This window comes from Leclercia sp. GHBNCSD, from assembly GCF_055805075.1.
This window is the reverse complement of the sequence record NZ_JBQVYO010000001.1, coordinates 116,132-136,306: the sequence shown is the minus strand read 5'-3', so window position 1 is coordinate 136,306 and position 20,175 is coordinate 116,132. Positions and strand designations below refer to the sequence as shown.

At 57.7% G+C, this 20,175-nt stretch carries 22 protein-coding genes; 16 read left to right on the top strand and 6 right to left on the bottom strand.

Annotation, left to right across the window (positions count from 1 at the left end; genetic code table 11):
- Positions 1-104: 104 nt before the first annotated feature.
- Positions 105-665: a lipoprotein gene (locus tag ACT3IC_RS00760; protein WP_103179066.1), complete on the bottom strand. Its 561-nt coding sequence runs from the start codon at positions 663-665 to the stop codon at positions 105-107.
- Positions 666-784: 119 nt separating this feature from the next.
- Entirely contained in the window at positions 785-1,993 is a 1,209-nt protein-coding gene (gene mdtH, locus ACT3IC_RS00755) for a multidrug efflux MFS transporter MdtH (RefSeq protein WP_103179067.1), read from the bottom strand.
- A gap of 358 nt (positions 1,994-2,351) precedes the next feature.
- On the opposite strand from mdtH, the gene rimJ reads away from it, so the two are divergent.
- The 4 genes from rimJ (at position 2,352) to murJ (ending at position 6,205) form a co-directional block, all read left to right on the top strand.
- Positions 2,352-2,936 (top strand): ribosomal protein S5-alanine N-acetyltransferase, encoded by a 585-nt coding sequence (gene rimJ, locus ACT3IC_RS00750; protein ID WP_103179068.1) that lies wholly within the window; start codon positions 2,352-2,354, stop codon positions 2,934-2,936.
- 9 nt (positions 2,937-2,945) lie between these two features.
- A complete protein-coding gene (locus ACT3IC_RS00745; RefSeq protein WP_159339149.1) occupies positions 2,946-3,593 on the top strand; it encodes a YceH family protein in 648 nt (215 codons plus the stop codon).
- A gap of 2 nt (positions 3,594-3,595) precedes the next feature.
- Positions 3,596-4,519, top strand: coding sequence for a Gfo/Idh/MocA family protein (locus tag ACT3IC_RS00740; RefSeq protein ID WP_159339148.1), 924 nt, complete (start codon positions 3,596-3,598; stop codon positions 4,517-4,519).
- Between the two features lie 150 nt (positions 4,520-4,669).
- Positions 4,670-6,205 carry a murein biosynthesis integral membrane protein MurJ gene (gene murJ, locus ACT3IC_RS00735; RefSeq protein WP_103179071.1) on the top strand — a complete coding sequence of 512 codons (1,536 nt, stop codon included), beginning with the start codon at positions 4,670-4,672 and terminating at the stop codon, positions 6,203-6,205.
- Between the two features lie 55 nt (positions 6,206-6,260).
- On the opposite strand, the gene flgN is transcribed toward murJ, so the two are convergent.
- The 3 genes from flgN to flgA form a co-directional block, all read right to left on the bottom strand.
- Positions 6,261-6,683: a flagella biosynthesis chaperone FlgN gene (flgN, locus tag ACT3IC_RS00730; RefSeq protein ID WP_103179072.1), complete on the bottom strand. Its 423-nt coding sequence runs from the start codon at positions 6,681-6,683 to the stop codon at positions 6,261-6,263.
- A gap of 7 nt (positions 6,684-6,690) precedes the next feature.
- Positions 6,691-6,978, bottom strand: coding sequence for a flagellar biosynthesis anti-sigma factor FlgM (flgM, locus tag ACT3IC_RS00725; protein WP_103179073.1), 288 nt, complete (start codon positions 6,976-6,978; stop codon positions 6,691-6,693).
- 94 nt (positions 6,979-7,072) lie between these two features.
- On the bottom strand, positions 7,073-7,729 hold the full coding sequence (flgA, locus tag ACT3IC_RS00720; RefSeq protein ID WP_214421832.1) for a flagellar basal body P-ring formation chaperone FlgA: 657 nt from the start codon (positions 7,727-7,729) through the stop codon (positions 7,073-7,075).
- A 160-nt stretch (positions 7,730-7,889) separates the two neighbouring features.
- Here flgA and flgB point away from each other — a divergent pair, with 160 nt between their 5' ends.
- The 11 genes from flgB to flgL all read left to right on the top strand — a co-directional run bounded on the left by flgB (position 7,890) and on the right by flgL (position 17,797).
- Positions 7,890-8,309 (top strand): flagellar basal body rod protein FlgB, encoded by a 420-nt coding sequence (gene flgB / locus ACT3IC_RS00715; protein ID WP_103179075.1) that lies wholly within the window; start codon positions 7,890-7,892, stop codon positions 8,307-8,309.
- The gene (gene flgC / locus ACT3IC_RS00710) at positions 8,309-8,713 is read left to right on the top strand and encodes a flagellar basal body rod protein FlgC (protein WP_103179076.1); all 405 of its coding nucleotides are present in this window, start codon (positions 8,309-8,311) and stop codon (positions 8,711-8,713) included. Before flgB ends, flgC begins: the two co-directional genes overlap by 1 nt.
- An 11-nt stretch (positions 8,714-8,724) precedes the next feature.
- Positions 8,725-9,429: a flagellar hook assembly protein FlgD gene (gene flgD / locus ACT3IC_RS00705; protein WP_103179077.1), complete on the top strand. Its 705-nt coding sequence runs from the start codon at positions 8,725-8,727 to the stop codon at positions 9,427-9,429.
- Between the two features lie 26 nt (positions 9,430-9,455).
- Complete coding sequence (gene flgE, locus ACT3IC_RS00700; RefSeq protein WP_156654275.1) at positions 9,456-10,718, top strand: flagellar hook protein FlgE; 1,263 nt, start codon at positions 9,456-9,458, stop codon at positions 10,716-10,718.
- Positions 10,719-10,738: 20 nt separating this feature from the next.
- On the top strand, positions 10,739-11,494 hold the full coding sequence (locus ACT3IC_RS00695; protein WP_103179079.1) for a flagellar basal body rod protein FlgF: 756 nt from the start codon (positions 10,739-10,741) through the stop codon (positions 11,492-11,494).
- A gap of 11 nt (positions 11,495-11,505) precedes the next feature.
- Positions 11,506-12,288, top strand: a complete 783-nt coding sequence (gene flgG / locus ACT3IC_RS00690; RefSeq protein WP_032617536.1) for a flagellar basal-body rod protein FlgG — start codon at positions 11,506-11,508, stop codon at positions 12,286-12,288.
- A 57-nt stretch (positions 12,289-12,345) separates the two neighbouring features.
- Positions 12,346-13,044, top strand: coding sequence for a flagellar basal body L-ring protein FlgH (gene flgH / locus ACT3IC_RS00685; protein ID WP_039028917.1), 699 nt, complete (start codon positions 12,346-12,348; stop codon positions 13,042-13,044).
- Between the two features lie 12 nt (positions 13,045-13,056).
- Positions 13,057-14,154, top strand: coding sequence for a flagellar basal body P-ring protein FlgI (locus ACT3IC_RS00680; RefSeq protein ID WP_103179080.1), 1,098 nt, complete (start codon positions 13,057-13,059; stop codon positions 14,152-14,154).
- On the top strand, positions 14,154-15,107 hold the full coding sequence (gene flgJ, locus ACT3IC_RS00675) for a flagellar assembly peptidoglycan hydrolase FlgJ (RefSeq protein ID WP_473475775.1): 954 nt from the start codon (positions 14,154-14,156) through the stop codon (positions 15,105-15,107). The genes ACT3IC_RS00680 and flgJ overlap by 1 nt, the downstream gene beginning before the upstream one ends.
- Before the next feature lie 75 nt (positions 15,108-15,182).
- Positions 15,183-16,829 (top strand): flagellar hook-associated protein FlgK, encoded by a 1,647-nt coding sequence (gene flgK / locus ACT3IC_RS00670; protein ID WP_473475773.1) that lies wholly within the window; start codon positions 15,183-15,185, stop codon positions 16,827-16,829.
- Between the two features lie 14 nt (positions 16,830-16,843).
- Complete coding sequence (gene flgL, locus ACT3IC_RS00665; protein WP_473475770.1) at positions 16,844-17,797, top strand: flagellar hook-associated protein FlgL; 954 nt, start codon at positions 16,844-16,846, stop codon at positions 17,795-17,797.
- Positions 17,798-17,876: 79 nt separating this feature from the next.
- Here the strand turns inward: flgL and ACT3IC_RS00660 are convergent, their stop codons facing one another.
- Complete coding sequence (locus ACT3IC_RS00660; RefSeq protein ID WP_473475768.1) at positions 17,877-19,091, bottom strand: MFS transporter; 1,215 nt, start codon at positions 19,089-19,091, stop codon at positions 17,877-17,879.
- A gap of 109 nt (positions 19,092-19,200) precedes the next feature.
- Between ACT3IC_RS00660 and ACT3IC_RS00655 the strand changes: the two genes are divergently transcribed.
- Positions 19,201-20,139, top strand: a complete 939-nt coding sequence (locus ACT3IC_RS00655; protein WP_159339146.1) for a LysR family transcriptional regulator — start codon at positions 19,201-19,203, stop codon at positions 20,137-20,139.
- Positions 20,140-20,175: the final 36 nt, after the last annotated feature.

The window sequence follows — 20,175 nt, the reverse complement described above, 5'->3', positions numbered from 1 at the left end:
GGCTCCGGCTGAGTGAGATGATTTTTGCCGGACACAAAGAATAGGGGGAAACGTTTTCGTTTGCACTCTTTTCTGTAAAAAAAGGCGCCGAAGCGCCTCACGGGTTAATCGACGAAGGGGATGACAATCTCACCCGGCTTCACTTCGATACCTTTTGCATATTTTTTCGCCAGCGCTTCGCCCTTGCTGTTGTCTTCGCTCAGGATATAAGCCGGCTGGTGATTAAAGTAGTTTTGCAGGGACTGATTCAGGTATGGCATCAGCGTCTGCAGAACCGGTTTCATCTTCTCCGGCGAGACCACGGCGTCGGTGATCTCCATCTGTTGCAGGTAGATGGCGCCCTGATCCTTATTGAAGACCGGCAACGCTTTTAACTTCAGCTTAATATTGGCTTTCTGGCTGCCGAACAGCGAATTCATGTCCAGACTGGCGTCGCCGGAGAGCATCACTTTGTTCGGCTCTTCGCGGCCAATCTGGCTGGCAAGATTGCTCAGGACGATATGCGCATCGGCGACGCCGGGCACACCGATATCTTTCGCAAAGTTATTGCGCTTCTGCAGGGCCTGGTTAATCTCCTGTTCACTGACCGTGTACTGGGTGAGCTGATTACAACCAACCAGCAGACCGCTGATGATCAACGCAGTGGCAATAACAATCTTTTTCATGGTTTTCCTCGACATACTGGCGCTTCAATCCTGACGCGCCAGTATGTCAGGGGAGTGTCCCTCAGACCAGCAGAATAAACTGATAACGGCGAAGAACAGGAATAGTGCCTGAGTCCCGGTCAGGCTCCGGGCTCCAGCACGCCGGGTGCAGCGCGCTTGTGGCTGAACTGCCAGCCCAGCGCGAAGAAAGTAGTTACCCCAATCAAAGTCAGCATCACCCACGGCAGTTCAGGCTGGTTAAAGGCTTTCCCGGCATCGAACAGCCAGCCGCCCCCGGCATAGCCCAGCGCGCCACCAATCGCCAGACCGAGACGGCTGAAGCCCATATAGCTGCCCCGCGCGCGCGGATCGGCCAGCTCGGCGCTCAGCGTTTCACGGGCGGGTTCGGCGATGATGGAGCCGATATAGAAGGTACAAATCAGCATAAACAGCTGTTGCAGGGAGCTCACCATCCCAATGGGCAGCATACTCAGGGACATCAGCAGCAGGCCCGCCATCAAGCGATGCTCGAGGCGGAAGCGTTTTTCGCTCCAGCGAGCAATAGGGTAGAGGAGGGTGAGGGAGAGGCAGGCCTCAATGGCGTACATCCACTTCACCGCCGCCGGCGATCCGGCGATATCGTTAACCATGATCGGCAGCATCAGCATCACCTGTACGCCCAACATGTAATAGCCCGCCAGCGTCAGCACGTAGGTAATGAAACGTTTATCGCGCCAGACGCGGTCGAGTCCCTCCCGTACCGGCGCTTTGACGGTGGAGAGCTTCCAGGCGGGCAGCAGCCAGGCGTTAAAGGCCGCACACAGAATAAACAGCACCGCCCCAGTGGCGCAGACCAGCCGAAAATCGTACTGCAACAGCCAGCTTCCCAGCAGCGCACCCACCACCGCGCCCGCGCTGTCCTGCATCATCAGCAGCGAGAAAAAACGCCCGCGATGCCGGGGACGGATCAGCTTCACGACGAGCGCCGTGCGCGGCGGATCGAACAGCGTGCCGCCAAGCCCGGAAACAATACAGGAGACCCATAGCAGCCAGGGTTCATGGGCAATCGCCATCGTGGCAAAACCCGCCGCCCGCAGCAGCATGCCGGTGACAATCATCGGTTTCGCGCCAAAGCGGTCGGCAATCGCGCCGCCAAACACCCCCAGCCCCTGCTGGACAAACTGGCGCAGCCCCAGCGCAATGCCGACCATCAACGCTGCCCAGCCCATCTGATCGACAAAGCGAATAGAGATGAGGGGGAAAACGACAAAAAAGCCGAGTACAACCAGCATGTTATCAACAAGCAGGAAATATTTACCCAGGCTCCGGGCCTGTGAGATATGGGACATTTCCCCTCCAGGGAAATATACCCGTCATACTTCAGGTTGCCGGTGCGTTGGCCTCCTCGCTCACCCCTGTCACTTACCGGAGTAAGCTCCAGGGGATTCGCTGCGTCGCCGCCTTCCTGCAACTCGAATTATTTAGGGTATCAAGATAATGAGCGCGCTAATATTCTGCGGTGTCGGCAGGTTTTTTCCCACTACGCAGGCGACAATATTTTTTTATCAAAAAGGGGTTTTGATTGAGGGTTTTAATCGAAAAATGTGAAAAGTCTTCAAAATGGTATGTCACTGTTTTCCCAGAAGGCAGCGGCGCAGGTATAGTAAAGCTAACGGGTCAAAGTTGTAACATGAAGGAGTAGTATCCATGTTTGGCTATCGCAGTAATGTGCCGAAAGTACGCCTGACGACCGACCGGCTGGTGGTTCGCCTCGTGCATGAGCGTGATGCCTGGCGTCTGGCGGACTACTACGCTGAGAATCGTCAGTTTTTAAAACCCTGGGAACCCGTGCGGGATGAGAGCCACTGCTATCCTTCCGGCTGGCAGGCCCGGCTGAGCATGATCGCCGAGTTTCACAAGCAGGGCTCAGCGTTCTACTTTGCCCTGCTGGACCCCGATGAAAAAGAGATCATTGGCATCGCCAACTTCTCTAACGTGGTGCGGGGCTCGTTTCATGCCTGCTATCTGGGGTACTCCATCGGGCAAAAATGGCAGGGGCAGGGGCTGATGTTTGAAGCGCTGACCTCGGCAATCCGCTATATGCAACGTACCCAGCACATGCACCGCATTATGGCCAACTATATGCCGCACAATCAGCGCAGCGGCGGTCTGCTGGCGCGCCTCGGATTTGAAAAGGAGGGCTACGCCAAAGATTACCTGCTGATTGACGGCGAATGGCGCGATCATGTCCTGACGGCGCTGACAACCAAAGAGTGGAGCGCGGGGCGCTAAGGAACAGAGATGAAATATCAGTTAAGCGCCACTGAAGCGCGCGTCATTGGCTGCCTGCTGGAGAAGCAGGTCACGACGCCGGAGCAGTATCCGCTCTCGGTAAATGCGGTCACCCTGGCCTGCAACCAAAAAACCAACCGTGAACCGGTGATGAACCTTGCCGAACATGAGGTACAGGATCTGCTGGATGCGCTGGTGAAACGCCACTACCTGCGCACCGTCAGCGGCTTTGGCAATCGCGTCACCAAATATGAGCAGCGTTTTTGCAACTCCGAGTTTGGCGCCCTGAAGCTAAACTCCGCCGAAGTGGCGCTGATCGCCACCCTGCTGCTGCGCGGGGCACAGACCCCGGGCGAGCTGCGCACCCGGGCGGCGCGCATGCATGAATTCGCCGATATGCAGGAGGTGGAACAGACCCTCGAAGGCCTGGCGGCAAGAGAGGATGGCCCGTTTGTCCTGCGCCTGGCGCGGGAGCCGGGCAAGCGTGAAAGCCGCTATATGCATCTCTTCAGCGGAGAGGTTGAAACTACCGCCGCCGCTGAGACAGTGGCTCCCGCCACGGAAGAAACCTTACTGGCCCGCGTTGAAGCGTTGGAAAACGAAGTCGAAGAACTGAAGCAGCGCCTCGATTCGCTGCTGGCACATCTGGGAGATTAACGGTGACAAAATTACGAGTGGGCGTGGTAGGGCTGGGGGGGATCGCCCAGAAAGCCTGGCTGCCGGTGCTGAGCGCCGCGTCAGACTGGACATTGCAGGGGGCCTGGTCACCCTCTCGGGATAAGGCGATCAGGATCTGTGAATCGCTGCGTATGCCTTACTATGAGTCGTTGCAGGAGCTGGCCCGCGCCTGTGATGCAGTCTTTGTCCATACTTCCACCGCCACCCATTACCAGGTGGTTAGCGAGCTACTGCATGCCGGGGTGCATGTCTGTGTTGATAAACCACTGGCGGACAATCTGGCCGACGCCGAGCGCCTGATTGAGCTCGCTGCACAGAAAAAACGCACCCTGATGGTCGGTTTCAACCGTCGCTTTGCGCCGCTCTATCAGCAGCTGAAAAATGGGCTTCAGGAGGCGGCATCCCTGCGGATGGATAAGCATCGCGCCGACAGCGTCGGCCCCAACGATCTGCGTTTTACCCTGCTGGATGATTATCTGCACGTGGTGGACACCGCGCTGTGGCTGGCGGGAGATAATGCGCGTCTCACCGGCGGCACGCTGCAAACCAACGAGCAGGGGGCGATGATCTATGCTGAGCACCATTTCAGCACGGGCAATATGCAGATCACCACCTCCATGCACCGCCGGGCAGGCAGCCAGCGGGAGTGGGTCCAGGCGGTGACGGACGGCGCGCTGCTGGACGTGACCGATATGCGCGAGTGGCGCGAAGAGCGGGGCGCTGGAGTGGTTACGCCGGCTATTCCTGGCTGGCAGAGCACCCTGGAGCAGCGTGGTTTTGTGGGCTGCGCGCGCCACTTTATTGAATGCGTGCAAAATCAGACGGTTCCTGAAACCTCGGGTGAACAGGCGATCCGTGCCCAGCGCATCGTGGAGAAGCTCTGGCGCGATGCCATGAGCGAATAACCCTCTGTAACATCTGCCCATAGCAATTCCTGTTTTTACGAGTAGACTAGGCGCGTTTTGCGTTTTCCAGGCCGGGTAAGCATAGCGATACCCGGCGAAATGACGCCTGCTTTGCAGGCGTTTTGTTTCAGGTAGTGGAAGCTCACGTTAATGAACCTATTAAAATCGCTGGCCGCCGTCAGCTCGATGACCATGTTTTCGCGCGTGCTGGGTTTTGCGCGCGACGCCATTGTGGCGCGGGTCTTTGGCGCAGGGATGGCCACTGACGCCTTTTTTGTCGCGTTCAAACTGCCCAACCTGCTGCGTCGAATTTTTGCCGAAGGCGCCTTTTCCCAGGCGTTCGTGCCTATCCTCGCGGAATATAAAAGTAAGGAGGGTGAAGACGCCACCAGGGTCTTTGTCGCGTATGTGTCGGGGCTGTTGACCCTCGCGCTGGCCATCGTCACCGTGATTGGGATGCTGGCGGCGCCCTGGGTGATCATGGTGACCGCCCCCGGCTTTGCCGATACCGCCGACAAGTTTGCCCTGACTACGCAGTTGCTGCGCATCACCTTTCCTTATATACTGCTGATCTCCCTGGCGTCGCTGGTCGGAGCCATCCTCAACACCTGGAACCGCTTCTCGGTACCGGCCTTTGCGCCCACCTTCCTTAACGTCAGCATGATCGGCTTTGCGCTGTTTGCCGCGCCGCATTTCCATCCGCCAGTACTGGCGCTGGCCTGGGCTGTGACGGTAGGGGGGGTACTCCAGCTGGCGTATCAGCTGCCGCACCTAAAGAAAATCGGCATGCTGGTCCTGCCGCGCATTAACCTGCGCGATGCCGGCGCGATGCGCGTGGTGAAGCAGATGGGGCCGGCGATCCTTGGCGTGTCGGTGAGCCAGATTTCACTCATCATCAACACCATCTTCGCCTCCTTCCTCGTCTCCGGGTCGGTTTCCTGGATGTACTACGCCGATCGCCTGATGGAGTTTCCCTCCGGGGTGCTGGGGGTGGCGCTGGGCACCATTTTACTGCCTTCACTCTCCCGCAGTTTCGCCAGTGGCAACCATGACGAATATTGCCGCCTGATGGACTGGGGGTTACGCCTCTGCTTCCTGCTGGCGCTGCCAAGCGCTGTAGCGCTGGGGATCCTGGCGAAACCGCTCACCGTCTCCCTGTTCCAGTACGGTAAATTTACCGCCTTTGATGCTGCCATGACCCAGCGGGCGCTGATCGCCTATTCCGTGGGACTGATGGGCCTTATCGTGGTGAAAGTGCTGGCCCCGGGCTTCTATTCGCGCCAGGACATCAAAACCCCGGTGAAGATCGCCATTGTGACGCTGATTATGACCCAGGTGATGAACCTCGCATTTATCGGTCCGCTGAAGCATGCCGGTCTGTCGTTATCCATCGGTCTGGCGGCCTGTCTCAACGCCGGGCTGCTCTACTGGCAGCTGCGTAAGCAGCAGATCTTTACCCCGCAGCCGGGCTGGTCGCGCTTCCTGCTGCGTCTGGTGATTGCGGTGCTGGTAATGGCGGCCGCGCTGGTGGGGATGCTCTACGTAATGCCGGACTGGTCGCTGGGCACCATGCCATATCGTCTGCTGCGCCTGATGGCGGTCGTGCTGGTGGGGGTAGTGGCCTACTTTGCCACCCTCGCGGTGCTGGGCTTTAAGGTGAAAGAGTTTGCCCGCCGCACGGCGTAATGCAAAAAAAGGGGAGCGCCTGTCGGTGCTCCCCATTCCTGTGGCTATCGCCTGATTAAATCGAAATTTTCTTTCCGCCGCTGCGTGAGCTGGCTGTCTGGCCATCGGCGCCATACAGTCCTGTCTCCTGATGCGGCTTAAGCACGGCAAGCGCCTGCTGGTTACGGAGGATCTGCCCTTCCAGTAACCACCCGTTGTGCTGATTCAGATCGCGCAGATGCTGCGTTTTTTCAGTAATAGTTTGCCAGCGTTCGACGACATCATCATTTGCACTATGGCGCGCGGATTGCTCGCTGCGTCGCTGCTGTTCAAGGTAGTCCAGCGTGGCCAGCAGTGAGCTTTTATCTTCTGTAATGCGCTGCAGCGCGCTGCCATGAACATTTCCGGCAGAGAGCTGCTGCTGTTCGGCGTCCATGACCGTTTTCAGGTCGTTCAACACGACCGTCATTTGATCCATTATTTCCGTCAGACGACTCATACAGTGGTTACTCTAAGAAACTTTGCGCATCCTGGATCAGCGCATCAGCGATTTTACTGGTATCCATTTTCAGCTCGCCATTGCGGATGGCGGTTTTCAGCGCTTCAACACGCTCCATGTTGATATCGTTGCTACCAGGCTGCATCAGTTTCGCCTGGGCATCGCTCAGCGTGACGCTGGTGCTGTTGGCGGTCGCCGATTTTTGCGGGCGAGTCTTTGCAGTGGCAGTGTCATTCATTTCGCGCGGTTGAACTGGGCTAACCGGCTTCAGGGGCGATGTACGATCAATGCTCATTATATTGTCCTCATCGAGGGTTCGCGGCGTTGGCGCCTGACATCATCATTAAGTTACTTCTATATCGGCAGCCGCCGCATAATCTTTAAAAAGATTATAGGTTAATCAGAATATTCCCATCAGAATCCACCGTTCCACTCACCACCTGGCCCGAAGACATTCTCACCCGGGCGTTTTGCGCAACCGCCGCATTGTTTAGCGCCTGACCTTCACCGTTAACGCTAAAGCCGTCGCCGCTGGCGATAACCATCACCCGCTGCCCCGCTTTGATCCGCCAGGACTGACGCAGCATCGATAGCTGTAAAGGCTGCCCTGGCACCAGATCGCGCAGGCTGACGGCATTCTGCACCTGGTTAATGTCCAGGATGGCCCGGGGCGGAAGCTGATCCAGCCTGCCGCGCTTCAGCGTAACGCTGTCCGGCTGCAGGGCGGCACCCCGGGGGATACTCCGGGACGCGACAACATAATCGCCCGTGGCCTGAACTGCAACCTGTATAAATCGTTTTTCATTGCCACATCGGGCGGTAACGCTGACGTTGCCCCACAGCTTCGTATTGCCGAGAACGCTGAATGCAGGCGTCTCGCACGAAGGACGCATGCTGGCTGGCGTGCGAACCTGCACCGAAACCTCATCGCTGAACCCCGCCAGCCGCTGGGCAAAAAATGTTGTCAGCTGGGCATCAAGATCCTGCGCCTGCGTGAGGGCGCTCCAGAGGAGCAGGGTTGCGGTGAAACCACGTTTGAGTGCCATATCGCCCGTTACCGTCGGTTTAATGATGAGCAGAATTCTACCTGTAGGGGTTTGCCATCAACGCAATAAATAGCGACGCATTTTGTGCTTATTCCGTCGATGAAGTAGACGGGGTGAGATTTAAGCTATCCACTGAAATTTTGCCATCAGCGGAGGAGACATGCTCGATAAACTCGACGCCGCGCTACGTTTTCAGCAGGAAGCGCTCAACTTACGCGCCCAGCGTCAGGAGATTCTGGCCGCCAATATCGCTAACGCCGACACCCCCGGGTTTCAGGCGCGCGATATCGATTTTTCCAGTGAATTAAAGAAAGTGATGGAGCGCGGTCGGGCCGAAAATAGCGGTGTCGCCCTTGCGCTGACGTCTGCACGCCACATTCCCGCACAGACCGTGACCACCCCGAGTATCGATTTACTTTATCGCATTCCCGATCAGCCATCCCTGGACGGTAACACCGTCGATATGGACCGGGAGCGTACGCAGTTCGCCGATAACAGCCTGCAGTACCAGATGGGGCTGACCGTTCTCGGCGGGCAGATTAAAGGCATGATGAATGTTCTGCAGGGAGGCAATGGTTAATGGCCTTACTCAATATCTTTGATATCGCGGGTTCAGCCCTGACCGCGCAATCGCAACGACTGAACGTCGCCGCCAGTAACCTGGCGAACGCCGACAGCGTGGCGGGTCCGGACGGGCAACCTTATCGCGCCAAACAGGTGGTGTTCCAGGTCGATGCGGCACCGGGCGCCGCAACCGGCGGGGTAAAAGTCGCCAGCGTAATTGAGAGCCAGGCACCGGACAAACTGGTCTACGAGCCGGGCAACCCGCTGGCCGACGCCAACGGCTACGTCAAAATGCCGAACGTGGATGTAGTGGGCGAGATGGTGAACACCATGTCAGCGTCCCGCAGCTACCAGGCCAACGTTGAAGTACTGAACACCGTGAAGAGCATGATGCTTAAAACGCTCACTCTGGGCCAGTAAAGGAGAGATCAATGTCCATTGCAGTCAATGTCAATGACAGGTCGAGTGCCACAGGCGTCAGCGGCACCACCGGCAACAGTTCGCTTACCGGCAGCAACGCGTCCGATCTGCAAAGCAGCTTCCTGACGCTGCTGGTCGCACAGCTGAAAAACCAGGATCCAACCAACCCGATGCAGAACAACGAACTGACCACGCAGCTTGCGCAGATCAGTACGGTGAGCGGCATCGAGAAACTGAACACCACGTTGGGTTCAATTTCCGGGCAGCTCGACAGCAGCCAGTCGATGCAGGCCAGCACGCTGATTGGGCATGGCGTGATGATCCCGGGCTCCACCATTCTGGCAGGCAGTAGCAGCACCGACGGCACCAGCACCACCTCCACCACGCCGTTTGGTGTTGAGCTGCAGCAGAGCGCCGATAAAGTGACCGCCACCATCACCGACAGGAACGGTGCGGTGGTTCGTACCATTGATATCGGCGAACTGAAAGCGGGAGTACACACCTTTACCTGGGACGGCACGATGACCGACGGCAGCAGTGCGCCAAATGGTTCCTATAACGTTGCCATCTCCGCCAGCAGCGGCAGTACGCAGCTGGTGGCCCAGCCACTGCAGTTCGCGATGGTGCAGGGTGTGATCCGCAGCAGCAACGGTAACACGCTGGATCTGGGGACTTACGGTACAACTACGCTCGACGAAGTTCGGCAGATTATATAAGCCTTAACCTTTATCAGGAGTAACAAATGGCCTTTTCACAAGCGGTCAGCGGCCTGAATGCTGCAGCCACTAACCTCGACGTCATTGGTAACAACATTGCCAACTCCGCGACCTATGGCTTTAAGTCTGGTAGCGCGTCGTTCGCAGATATGTTCGCCGGTTCCAAAGTCGGTCTGGGCGTAAAAGTCGCCGGGATCACTCAGGACTTCAGCGACGGTACCACCACTAATACCGGTCGTGGTCTGGACGTGGCGATCAGCCAGAACGGTTTCTTCCGTATGCTCGACAGCAACGGTTCCGTCTATTACAGCCGTAACGGCCAGTTCAGCCTGGACGAAAACCGCAACCTGGTAAACATGCAGGGTCTGCAGGTGACCGGCTATCCGGCAGCGGGTAGCCCGCCAACGGTACAGACCGGCGCGAACCCGCAGCCGATCACCATTCCTAACAATCTGATGGCCGCTAAAGCGACCAGCACCGCAGCCCAGCAGATCAACCTGAACTCCACGGACAGCGTGCCTAACATCCCGTTTGACGTGACCAGTGCCAACCCGGATTCAGACAGCTTCAACAAGAAAGGCACCATCACCGTCTATGACAACCAGGGTAACGCCCACAACATGTATGTCTACTACGTGAAAACGGCGGACAACAAGTGGGATCTCTACACCCAGGACGGTAGCGCCGCGAACGGCCAGATCACCAAATCTGCCCAGATGAGCTTCGACCCCAACGGCAACCTGGAAGGGATCTATAACTACAGCCCAGCCGGTGTTTTGAGTGCGACGCCAAACGCCAATCCGGCCATTAACGTGACCACCGATCCGCTGAGCGGCGCGCTGCCGGTGACCTTCTCCCTGAGCTTCCTGAACTCCATGCAGCAGAACACCGGGGCGAACAACATCGTGGCGACCAACCAGAACGGCTACAAGCCGGGCGACCTGGTGAGCTATCAGATCAACGACGACGGTACCGTGGTAGGTAACTACTCCAACGAACAGAACCAGGTGCTGGGTCAGATCGTACTGGCAAACTTCGCCAACAACGAAGGTCTGCAGTCTGAGGGGAACAACGTCTGGTCTGCCACGCAGTCTTCAGGCGTGGCGCTGCTGGGCACCGCCGGTTCCGGTAACTTCGGTACCCTGACCAACGGCGCGCTGGAAGCCTCCAACGTCGACCTGAGTAAAGAGCTGGTCAATATGATCGTCGCGCAGCGTAACTATCAGTCGAACGCGCAGACCATCAAAACCCAGGATCAGATCCTCAACACGCTGGTTAACCTCCGCTAAGTGGCTGACGGGATAGCTTAATGGATCACGCAATATATACCGCGATGGGCGCCGCCAGTCAGACGCTCAATCAGCAGGCCGTCACCGCCAGCAACCTGGCGAACGCTTCGACGCCGGGCTTTCGCGCGCAGCTCAATGCGATGCGCGCCGTCCCGGTGGAAGGGCTCTCCCTGCCGACGCGTACGCTGGTGACCGCCTCCACCCCGGGAGCCGATATGACGCCCGGGCAGATGGATTACACCTCGCGCCCGCTTGATGTGGCGCTGCAGCAGGACGGCTGGCTGGCGGTTCAGACCGCAGACGGCGGCGAAGGCTACACCCGTAACGGGAACATCCAGGTGGACGCGGTCGGGCAACTGACCATCCAGGGACGTCCGGTTATTGGTGAAGGTGGCCCGATCACCGTGCCGGAAGGCTCGGAGATCACCATCGCGGCCGACGGCACCATCTCCGCCCTGAACCCGGGCGATCCGCCAAACACCGTCGCGCCGGTTGGCCGCCTGAAGCTGGTAAAAGCCGAAGGTTTTGAAGTGCAGCGTGGCGACGACGGCATGTTCCGTCTGACCCAGGCGGCGCAGGCTACCCGTGGCGCAACGTTACAGGCTGACCCGACCATTCGCGTCATGTCTGGCGTGCTGGAAGGCAGTAACGTTAAGCCAGTAACCGCGATGACCGACATGATCGCCAGCGCCCGCCGTTTTGAAATGCAGATGAAGGTGATTTCCAGCGTTGATGAAAACGCCAGTCGCGCCAACCAACTGCTGTCAATGAGTTAACAGGACTACTTATGATCAGTTCTTTATGGATCGCGAAAACCGGCCTCGACGCGCAGCAAACCAATATGGATGTCATCGCCAACAACCTGGCGAACGTCAGCACCAATGGGTTTAAGCGTCAGCGTGCGGTTTTCGAAGATTTGCTTTATCAAACCATTCGCCAGCCAGGGGCACAGTCGTCTGAACAGACTACGCTGCCTTCCGGTCTGCAGATTGGTACCGGTGTTCGCCCGGTAGCGACTGAACGTCTGCACAGCCAGGGCAACCTCTCCCAGACCAACAACAGCAAAGACGTGGCGATCAAGGGCCAGGGCTTCTTCCAGGTTCAGCTCCCGGACGGGACCTCTGCCTATACCCGTGACGGTTCGTTCCAGGTGGATCAGAACGGCCAGCTGGTGACCGCGGGCGGTTTCCAGGTGCAGCCGGCGATCACCATTCCGGCGAACGCCCTGAGCATTACCATCGGGCGTGACGGGATCGTGAGCGTGACCCAGCAGGGCCAGGCTGCGCCGGTGCAGGTTGGCCAGCTTAACCTGACCACCTTTATGAACGACACCGGTCTGGAAAGTATCGGTGAAAACCTGTACATCGAAACCCAGTCCTCCGGCGCACCGAACGAGAGCACGCCGGGTCTGAACGGTTCAGGTCTGCTGTATCAGGGGTATGTGGAAACCTCAAACGTCAACGTCGCGGAAGAGCTGGTGAATATGATCCAGGTTCAACGCGCGTACGAAATTAACAGTAAAGCAGTGTCGACGACCGACCAGATGCTGCAGAAACTGACGCAACTCTAAGGTGTAGCCCGGTGCGGTTCACGCCGCACCGGCTCCCTGTTTTCGAAGATGAAGGCAATGCAAAAACACGCGGCGATTCGTTATCCCATAGTGACTCTCCTGGCCGTTACCCTCAGCGGTTGCGCCTGGGTTCCGTCTCAACCTTTGGTGCAGGGTGCGACTTCCGCCCAACCCATTCCTGGCCCGACGCCGGTAGTGAATGGCTCAATTTTCCAGACCGCGCAGCCGATTAACTACGGTTATCAGCCGCTGTTTGAAGACCGTCGCCCACGTAATATCGGCGATACGCTGACCATCCAGCTACAGGAAAACGTCAGCGCCAGTAAGAGCTCGTCGGCGAATGCCAGCCGCGACGGGAAAACCAATTTTGGCTTCGACACTGTGCCACGCTATCTCGAAGGACTCTTCGGTAACGCGCGCGCCGATGCCGAGGCGTCTGGCGGCAACTCCTTTAACGGTAAAGGCGGCGCCAATGCCAGCAACACCTTTAGCGGCACGTTGACGGTAACCGTCGACCAGGTGCTGGCGAACGGCAATTTACATGTAGTGGGTGAAAAACAGATCGCCATCAACCAGGGCACGGAATTCATTCGCTTCTCCGGTGTGGTTAACCCTCGCACCATCAGTGGCTCCAACACCGTACCGTCCACTCAGGTGGCCGATGCGCGCATTGAGTATGTCGGCAACGGCTACATCAATGAGGCGCAGAATATGGGCTGGTTGCAGCGTTTCTTCCTTAACTTATCACCGATGTAATCGAGGTGACCTATGTTTAAATCCCTCTTCGGGTTCCTGCTGGTGCTGGTGGCAACATGTGCCCAGGCCGACCGTATTCGCGATCTCACAAGCGTACAGGGTGTGCGGGAAAACTCACTGATCGGTTACGGTCTGGTTGTGGGGCTTGACGGGACGGGTGACCAGACCACCCAGACGCCGTTCACGACCCAGAGTCTGAATAATATGCTCTCCCAGCTCGGCATCACGGTGCCCGCCGGGACCAACATGCAGCTGAAAAACGTGGCGGCGGTAATGGTCACCGCCTCTTTCCCGGCCTTTGCGCGCCAGGGGCAAACCATCGACGTGGTGGTCTCCTCCATGGGGAATGCGAAAAGCCTGCGCGGCGGGACTCTGCTGATGACCCCCCTGAAAGGGGTAGATAGCCAGGTGTATGCCCTGGCGCAGGGTAACATCCTTGTCGGCGGGGCGGGTGCCTCCGCAGGCGGCAGCAGCGTGCAGGTCAACCAGCTTAACGGCGGCCGTATTACCAACGGGGCGGTTATTGAGCGTGAACTGCCGACCCAGTTCGGCAGCGGCAACACCATTAACCTGCAGCTGAATAATGACGACTTCACTATGGCGCAGCAGATTGCGGACACCATCAACCGCAACCGCGGCTACGGCAGCGCTACCGCGCTGGATGCCCGCACCGTGCAGATCCGCGTCTCCAGCGGCGGCAGTAACCAGGTGCGTCTGCTGGCGGATATCCAGAATATGGAAGTGAACGTCACGCCGCAGGATGCCAAAGTGATCATCAACTCCCGCACCGGCTCGGTGGTGATGAACCGTGAGGTGACGCTGGATAGCTGCGCCGTGGCGCAGGGCAACCTGTCGGTGACCGTCAACCGCTCGGCTAACGTCAGCCAGCCAGATACGCCGTTTGGCGGCGGTGAAACGGTGGTGACGCCGCAGACCCAAATCGATTTGCGTCAGAGCGGCGGCTCGCTGCAGAGCGTGCGCTCCAGCGCCAACCTGAACAACGTGGTACGTGCCCTGAACGCGCTGGGCGCCACCCCGATGGATCTGATGTCGATTCTGCAATCCATGCAGAGCGCGGGCTGCCTGCGCGCCAAACTGGAAATTATCTGATGCTGACCGATAGCAAACTGCTGAGCAGCGCGGCCTGGGATACCCAGTCGCTCAACGAACTGAAGTCTAAAGCGGGTAAAGATCCGGCGGGCAATATCCGCCCGGTTGCCCGCCAGGTGGAGGGGATGTTTGTCCAGATGATGCTGAAAAGCATGCGTGAAGCCCTGCCAAAAGATGGCATCTTCAGCAGCGATTCCACGCGTCTGTACACCAGCATGTATGACCAGCAGATTTCGCAGCAGATGACTGCCGGTAAAGGGTTAGGACTTGCCGATGTGATCGTTAAGCAGATGGCGGCCGCGCAGGGCGTGCCGCCAGAAGAGGCACCGCAGCAGGTGCCGATGAAGTTCGATCTGGAAAGGGTCACCAGCTATCAAAACCAGGCTCTGACGCAGATGGTGCGTAAAGCGGTGCCGAAGGTGCCTGAGAGCAATGATGAACCCCTTACCGGCGACAGCAAAGACTTCCTGGCGCAGCTCTCCCTGCCGGCGCGTCTCGCCAGCCAGCAGAGCGGGGTGCCGCATCACCTGATCCTCGCCCAGGCGGCGCTGGAGTCGGGCTGGGGACAACGGCAGATCCGCCGTGAGAACGGTGAGCCGAGCTTTAACATCTTTGGGGTGAAGGCCTCGGGGAGCTGGAAAGGGCCGACTACCGAGATCACCACCACCGAGTATGAAAACGGCGAAGCGAAGAAGATCAAAGCCAAATTCCGCGTCTACGGCTCCTATCTCGAGGCACTTTCAGACTATGTCGGCCTGTTGAGTCGTAACCCGCGCTATGCGGCCGTGACCCAGGCTGCGACGGCAGAGCAGGGTGCGCAGGCGTTGCAGAACGCGGGCTACGCCACCGATCCACAGTATGCCCGCAAGCTGACCAGCATGATTCAGCAGCTGAAAGCGATGGGTGAGAAGGTCAGCAAAGCCTACAGCAACGATATCGAAAATCTGTTCTGAAAGTTCTCAAGTCCGGCTGGGGCCTGCCGATAATCTCCAGCAGGACTCATGTCTGAAAGTATAAAAGGAACCCCCATGTCCAGTTTGATCAACAGCGCCATGAGTGGCCTCAGTGCAGCCCAGGCTGCACTGAATACCGCCAGTAATAACATTTCAAGTTACAACGTGACGGGCTACACCCGTCAGACAACGGTGCTGAGCGCCTCAAACAGCACCCTGACAGGCGGCGGTTGGGTTGGCAACGGCGTGTATGTCTCCGGGGTACAGCGCGAATATGATGCATTCATTACCAACCAGCTGCGCACCGCGCAGAACCAGAGCAGTGCCCTGACGACCCGCTACCAGCAGATGTCCAAAATTGACGACATTCTCTCTGGCAGCACCAACAGCCTGGCGACCACCCTGCAGGGTTTCTTTACCAGTCTGCAGACTCTGGTGAGCAACGCCGAAGATCCGGCGGCGCGCCAGACGGTACTGGGCAAGGCTGATGGTCTGGTGAACCAGTTCAAGGTGAACGATCAGTATCTGCGGGATCAGGATAAGCAGATCAACACCGCCATCGGTACCAGCGTTGATCAGATCAACAACTACGCTAAACAGATTGCCAACCTGAACGATCAGATTTCCCGCCTGACCGGCGTGGGCGCGGGCGCATCCCCGAACAATCTGCTCGACCAGCGTGACCAGCTGGTGAGCGAGCTGAACCAGATCGCGGGGGTTGAAGTCTCCGTTCAGGATAGCGGCACCTATAACGTCTCCTTTGGCAATGGCTACAACCTGGTTCAGGGCAGCACCGCTAATCAGCTGGCGGCTGTGAAGTCCAGCGCCGATCCATCCCGCACTACGGTGGCGTTTGTTGACGGCACCTCGGGCCCCGTAGAGATCCCGGAAAAACTGCTGACCAGCGGCTCTCTGGGCGGCATGTTGACTTTCCGTACCCAAGAGCTCGACGCGGCACGTAACACTCTTAACCAGCTGGCGCTCTCTTTCGCTAACGAGATGAACAGCCAACACGCAAAGGGCTTTGATCCAGAAGGTAACGCTGGCGGTGAGTTATTTAAAATTGGTGCTCCCGCGGTACTGGGAAACACCAAAAATACCGGCTCGGCCTCCGTCACTGCCGCCATTAACGTGGCAGACAGCGCTAAAGTACAGGCTACCGACTACAAGATGGAGTTTGACGGCGGCAGCTGGAAGATCACCCGCCTCTCGGATAAAACCACGGTTAAGCCAGTTGATGACGGCAAAGGTAACTTGTCCTTTGATGGCCTGACGGTGAACGTATCGGGCACGGCGAATAACAAAGACAGCTTTATCGTTAAGCCTGTCGTCAATGCCATCGTCAATATGGATGTGGCGATTAGCGATGAGTCTAAACTGGCGCTGGCGTCTGACGCCACCGGCGGTGAAAGCGATAACCGCAACGGCCAGGCGCTGCTGGATCTGCAAAGTAGCAAAGTGGTCGGCGGCAATAAAACCTTTAATGATGCCTACGCCTCGCTGGTCAGTACCGGCGGCAGCAAAACCGCGACGCTGAAAACCAGCAGCACCACCCAGGCAAACGTGACGACGCAGCTGAGCAACCAGCAGCAGTCGATCTCCGGGGTTAACCTCGATGAAGAGTATGGCAACCTCCAGCGCTACCAGCAGTACTACCTGGCCAATGCCCAGGTGCTGCAAACTGCCAGCACGCTCTTTGACGCGTTAATCAATATTCGCTAAGGCTGAGGTGAACGATGCGTATTAGCACCCAGATGATGTATGAGCAGAACATGCGAGGGGTCACCGAATCCCAGAGTAAGTGGCTCGGTTACGGTGAACAAATGTCCACCGGCAAACGTGTTAATCGTCCTTCGGACGATCCAATTGCTGCCTCGCAGGCGGTTGTTATTTCTCAGTCACAGGCACAAAACAGCCAGTATACACTCGCCCGTTCTTTTGCCACGCAGAAGGTATCGCTGGAAGAGAACGTGCTGGGCCAGGTGACCACGGCGCTGCAATCGGCACAGGAAAAGATTGTCTATGCAGGCAACGGTACTCTGAGTGATAACGACCGCAACTCTCTCGCCACCGATTTGCAGGGTATTCGCGATCAGCTGTTGAACCTGGCGAACAGCACCGATGGCAACGGTCGCTATATTTTTGCTGGCTATAAAACCGATGCTCCGGCATTTGATCAAGCTACTGGCGAGTATGCTGGCGGCGATACGCCAATCAGTCAGCAGGTCGATTCTGCACGTACCATGCAGATTAGCCATATTGGTAGCGACGTGTTTGAATCCTTTACCAGTAATGCCGCACCAGAGCCGGGTGACGCTACGCCAGAAAAAAATATGTTTAAAATTCTGGATAACGTGATCGCTGCGCTGAAAAACCCGGTTGAAGGCGATCAGGATAAAGCCGATCAGATGACGTTGGATATTGATAAGGCAAACCGCGGATTGCGTAATTCACTGGACAATGTGCTGACTGTGCGCGCCGATCTCGGAACTAAACTGACCGAGCTGAGTTCGCTCGATTCCCTGGGCAGCGACCGGGCGTTAGGACTAACCCAGCAAATGAGCGACCTGGTGGACGTTGACTGGAACTCAGCTATCTCATCTTATGTGATGCAGCAGGCGGCGCTTCAGGCATCTTATAAAGCATTCAGCGATATGCAGGGTATGTCTCTGTTCCAGTTGAATAAATAACTGACTTGACCTTTAGAACATGGCTTGAAACTGGTTATGTTCTGTATGCCCAATCCGTTTTGCGGATTGGGCTTTTTTTTCAGGAATTTTGCAGGGCCGATGAGCGGGTGCGGACGTTTTCAGTCATACGGATAATCAGCGCCACGCCTGCTGTAAGGGTCGCCAGCGCAATGACGCCCGGCCAACCGGCCATAGTATAGAGCTGACTGCCGAGCGCGGAACCTAACGCCATCCCGATAAACACACCGGTAAAGAGCAGAGCGTTCAGACGGCCACGGGCCTGGGGCTCAAGGCTATAAACCAGGTTCTGGTGAGCCACCAGGCTCGACTGCAGACCGAGATCAAAACCTACCGCGGCAACGGCAATCAGGATCAGCTGACCCTGTGCACCTAATGCCGGCATGAAAAACATCAGGGCGAAGGAGACGGTTACCAGCGCGGCACCCAGCTGAGTGACTTTACCAGCGCCCAGTTTATCCGCCAGACCGCCAGCGAGTGGCGCGGCCAGAGCGCCTGCGGCACCGGCAATGCCATAGCCACCGGCAACGGCGCTGCCAAGCCCGTAGTGTTCCATCAGCATCACCGCGAGGGTAGACCAGAAGGCGCTAAAGGCGATGGAGAGAAAACCCTGTGCCAGTGCGGCGCGGCGCAGAGCGGGGTAGCGACGCCACAGGTGTGCCATGGAGCGCATCAGCTGCGGATAACGCAGGTTCGATGTAACCGCGAAGCGGGGCAGAATAAACCACATTACGGCGGCGAGGATCGCAATACTGCCTGCCGCCAGCTGGTACATCACGCGCCAGCCAAAAGCTTCACCTACCACGCCGCTCACCGTACGGGAAAGCAGGATCCCCAGTAACAGGCCGGTCATCACCGTACCGACGGTTTTCCCCTGTTTACCCTCCGGGGCGAGGATCGCCGCAGCCGGAACGATATCCTGCGCCATGGTGGCGGTCATCCCAATCAGCAGGCTGACCAGCAGCAGGGAATGCATCTGAGCCGTCAGGCTACAGGCCAAAAGTAGCAATGCCAGCGCGATGCTTTTCACCACAATCAGGGTGCGGCGGTCATAGCGATCGCCAAGCGGCAGCAGGAAGAGGATCCCCAGCGCATAGCCTGCCTGCGTCAGGGTGGGCACCATCCCCATCCCTTCAATACTGAGATGCAAATCTGCGCCCATCAGCGGCAGTAGCGGCTGAGCATAATAGATGGCGGCGACGCTAAAGCCCGCGCCGATGGCAAGGATGACAATTACCCAACGGCTGACGGCTGGGCTCAGGGTACTGGAGTTCATATGCAGTTCCTCATTTCGGGTGTGTCGCTATTCTTTATCACCACGCCTTGCAGTGGTAGCGGGCCCGGTGTTAAAACACTTATACGTGTAACGTATAACCGGATTAAAAATGAAACGTTCGGAACGTATAGACCGGGTAGAGCTGATGCGTACTTTTGTGCGCATCGTGGAGACGGGCTCTCTTTCTGCCGCAGCGGTGCAGATGGCGACCAGCCAGGCCACCGTCAGCCGTCGTCTGCAATCACTGGAGACGCTGCTGGGCGTGCGCCTGATCCTGCGAACGACACACGCCATGAAGCTGACGGATGACGGCGAACGCTGCTATCAACATGCCCGGCGGGTCATTGACAGCTGGTACGCGCTGGAGGATGAAGTCGGGCAAACAGAAGATGAGCCGGTCGGGGTGCTTCGCGTGCGTGCGCCGCATGCCTTTGGACAGGAGCAGTTGCTGGAGCCATTAACGGCGTTCCTGCTGCGCTATCCACGACTCAATGTGGAGTGGATGCTCAACGACCGCTCGGCTGATTTTTTAAGTGACAATATCGACTGCGCTATCCGGGTAGGGGCGGAGATCGACCCGGCTACGGTGTCGGTATTGCTGGCCGAGGTGCCGCGCAGCATTGTGGCGTCACCCGAGCTGCTGGCACGGTTTGCGCCAGTAGAAAAACCGGAAGATCTCTCCGCACTGCCCTGGGTGGCGCTCAATACTTTTTATCGTCAGCATGTTGAACTGTTCAGTGCGGAAGCCGCACAACCGCTGCGGGTGGCTATCTCCCCGCGCTTGAGTACCGACAGCCTCTACGTAGCGCGTAAAAGCGCGCTCACCGGGCTGGGTGTTGCCGTGGTCTCAAGCTGGACTGTCGAAGCGGATATCCGTGAGGGCAGGCTGATTCATCTGGTGCCTGACTGGCAGCCCGCCGCGTTGCCGGTACATCTTGTCTATCCGTGGTCTCGCTACTATCCGGCGCGACTGCGTCGTTTTCTGGAGATGATGAGAGAGGTGATGCCTGAAATCGCAGGGATGCGCAGGCCAGAACAGAGGCAATAAAAAAGCCGACCCGAAGGTCGGCTTTTGCGCTTAAGC